Source organism: Photobacterium sp. OFAV2-7, assembly GCF_022347985.1.
Lineage (GTDB): Bacteria > Pseudomonadota > Gammaproteobacteria > Enterobacterales > Vibrionaceae > Photobacterium.
Map to the genome: position 1 here is coordinate 1 of NZ_JAKRFQ010000670.1, position 3,008 is coordinate 3,008.

The following is a 3,008-nucleotide window of genomic DNA, read 5'->3' on the forward strand; positions in this document are numbered from 1 at the left end:
TCATATGCAGTACCATCGTTTATCTCAATTCTGATTTTTAAAGGCCTGTTTAACCAAAGCTTTGGTGAAATTAACATGCTGCTTGATGCGCTGTTCAGCGTGAAACTCCCCTGGTTCTCAGAGCCTATGATGGCTCGGATAATGGTGGTATTGGTCAATACCTGGCTTGGATTCCCTTATATGATGATCCTGTGTATGGGGTTGCTGAAGTCAATACCTGAAGATTTGTACGAAGCCTCAGCGATTGATGGCGCAGGTCCTATTCAAAATTTCTTCAAGATCACATTGCCAATGTTGATCAAACCGCTAACGCCCTTACTGATTGCAAGTTTTGCATTCAATTTCAACAATTTTGTCATGATTCAGCTACTGACGGCAGGTGGACCAAGCATGGTAGGTACGTCCGAGCCTGCGGGCTACACAGATTTGCTTGTTAGTTATACCTACCGTATCGCCTTCGAAGGCGGTGGCGGTCAGGACTTTGGATTGGCCGGTGCAATTGCAACCATTATTTTCCTGATGGTTGGTGGTATGGCACTACTAAACTTGAAGTTTACCAAGACGGCTTTAGAGCAGGATTGAGGAGAAACGTCATGCCAATGGTACAACCGAAATCATTAAAATACCGGGTATGGGCGACACACATTGGTTTGTGCCTGTTCCTGGGGGTGATGATTTTCCCGCTGTTGATGATCGTAGCAATTTCATTTCGTGAAGGTAACTTTGCAGGCGGTGAGTTGATCCCAAGTGATCCAACGTTAGATCACTGGCGTCTCGCATTGGGCTTTCCTGTCGAAAACCGGGATGGTAGTGTGACACCTCCGCCATTCCCAGTAATGCTGTGGCTGTGGAACACGGTTAAAGTAGCCGGTATTACTTCAATCATTATCGTTGCGCTTTCAACAACCAGTGCTTACGCTTTTGCTCGTATGCGCTTCAAAGGTAAGAGCGCTATTTTAAAAGGGATGATGATTTTTCAGATGTTCCCGGCAGTACTTGCTCTGGTCGCTCTTTACGCATTATTTGATCGTTTGGGACAGTACATTCCGTTTCTGGGGTTGAATACCCATGGTGGCCTTATTTTTTCTTATCTAGGTGGTATTGCACTACACGTGTGGACTATCAAGGGGTACTTCGAGACTATTGATAGGTCTTTGGAAGAGGCGGCTGCACTTGACGGTGCAACACCATGGCAGGCATTCCGTTTTGTATTGCTACCATTATCAGTACCAATTTTGGCAGTAGTGTTCATCCTGTCGTTCATTGGTGTGGTGACAGAGGTGCCTGTGGCTTCGCTATTGCTGACTGATGTAAACAACTATACGTTAGCCGTGGGTATGCAGCAGTACTTGTACCCTCAGAATTACCTATGGGGTGACTTTGCCGCAGCGGCAGTATTGTCAGCAATTCCAATCACTACGGTATTCCTGTTGGCACAGAAATTCTTAGTCGGTGGTTTGACTGCTGGTGGTGTGAAAGGTTAATTGAAAGACATGATCTAACCCAGCTAATGGAATATTGAGCATTAGCTGAGCTGTTCAATAAATGCATTCAGTGGCGGTAATTTACATAGCCTGGCTCATAAATACCGTTTTGGTTGTAGTGCCCCTTTTCAGTAAGCAGTTCTAACTCGGTCTTATTGTGCCCATTTTGGCTTGTTGGTGAAGGATAATTAACATAATTCGGCTCATAATGACCAGATGAATTTATAAATCCAATCTTATCCAAGTGGTTGGAATCTTCATCTGGTGTTGAGCTGCGTTCTCTGGCATGCTGGTAATTAACGTAGCCTGGTTCATAAAGTCCCTTGGAATCGTATCGACCAATGTCTCTTAAATCAGCAAAGGCCGGAAGACTAATAAGCAAGCTGCTACCTAGCAATGGGAGTAATATAAGTCTAATCTTCATCGTCATCGGTATCCTTTGGGGAGGTATACGACTAAGAAGACCTGACTCTAGCGAAGATCTTTCAATTATTTTCTGATTCTGTAAAGGGTAGAGAACTCGTAAATAACAGCAAGCTGTTACTCTGCACTTTACTGCTCACTTTGATTTTGAACGGCATTGATAAACGTAGCTCTCGCATTAGGGATACCAAGTTTTTCCGCTTCATTCAGTAACGTAATAGCATGATCCATATCACCTTGCTCTACGCTGTATTGTATAGAGTTCAGATAATCGGTATGTTTGGCGTTGTTTGCCGGCTCATAATTTAGAGTAGGGCGAATTGGAAGTTGATGCGTTGGACTCGCTGACGATACAGTTAAACTGAGTTGACCATACTTGCTATGCGTTGCTGTAAGATCAGGGATATTGGGTGGCTGATTGCCTTTTCCGATCGCGAGTGCTTTGGCTGGATGAATAATAGTTGTGCTACCTTTTAGATCTTCGATAGTGGTGTAGATCAATACATTGACTTGTCGTGTTCCGACCTGTGGAGCAATGGTAAATTGCGTCTTGACTTGATCGCCATCTAATAGTCTTGCCGGTATATATCTGAATTCATTTGATTTGATGTGGTAAAGCTTTTCTCCTTTGGAATTGGTGATCAATATATTTGGTACATAAAGAGTTAATTCGTTATCGACATGGCTTGTTAGAGCCATGTCGATAGGATTATTGTCTACTGGAATAATGAAACTGGCTACCGGACCTGTACTGTTAGCGTCCAGCAGTACCTGACTTTCTTCGTCAAATTTAAAATTGATATCTATCGGGAGGCTTAGCTCCTGCCAGCTTAATTCTGCCGGAGCAGCGACGTTACTACTGGCAGGATTCTTTGCCTGAGTGCTGACTTCAGCTGTTGATACACAGCCTGCAGCAAAAACGACCGATAGGCATAATGTTCTGATTTTTGACTTTATCATTCCCTGATCTCTATCTGGTTTACCACCATGCTTCTACCTGGATACCAAGGTTGTATTCCGTGTCGTTTCCGGTTCCAAAAGCATCATCATTTTCATAATCACTCAGGTAACTGGCATATACTCGAAGCTCAGGACGGGCCC

The 3,008-nt window shown here is 43.9% G+C and carries 5 protein-coding genes; 2 read left to right on the forward strand and 3 right to left on the reverse strand.

Going from position 1 to position 3,008, the window contains the following annotated elements:
* Both MHN01_RS22775 and malG read left to right on the forward strand, forming a co-directional pair.
* Positions 1-582 (forward strand): ABC transporter permease subunit (locus tag MHN01_RS22775; protein ID WP_239413628.1); only part of this gene is annotated, 582 nt, incomplete at its 5' end.
* A gap of 11 nt (positions 583-593) precedes the next feature.
* Complete coding sequence (gene malG, locus MHN01_RS22780; protein WP_239413630.1) at positions 594-1,484, forward strand: maltose ABC transporter permease MalG; 891 nt, start codon at positions 594-596, stop codon at positions 1,482-1,484.
* Between the two features lie 67 nt (positions 1,485-1,551).
* Here the strand turns inward: malG and MHN01_RS22785 are convergent, their stop codons facing one another.
* The 3 genes from MHN01_RS22785 to MHN01_RS22795 form a co-directional block, all read right to left on the reverse strand.
* On the reverse strand, positions 1,552-1,914 hold the full coding sequence (locus MHN01_RS22785; RefSeq protein ID WP_239413631.1) for a hypothetical protein: 363 nt from the start codon (positions 1,912-1,914) through the stop codon (positions 1,552-1,554).
* A gap of 122 nt (positions 1,915-2,036) precedes the next feature.
* On the reverse strand, positions 2,037-2,867 hold the full coding sequence (locus MHN01_RS22790; protein ID WP_239413632.1) for a MalM family protein: 831 nt from the start codon (positions 2,865-2,867) through the stop codon (positions 2,037-2,039).
* 19 nt (positions 2,868-2,886) lie between these two features.
* Positions 2,887-3,008, reverse strand: a 122-nt coding sequence (locus MHN01_RS22795) for a carbohydrate porin (protein ID WP_239413633.1), incomplete at its 5' end; no start/stop codon positions are given.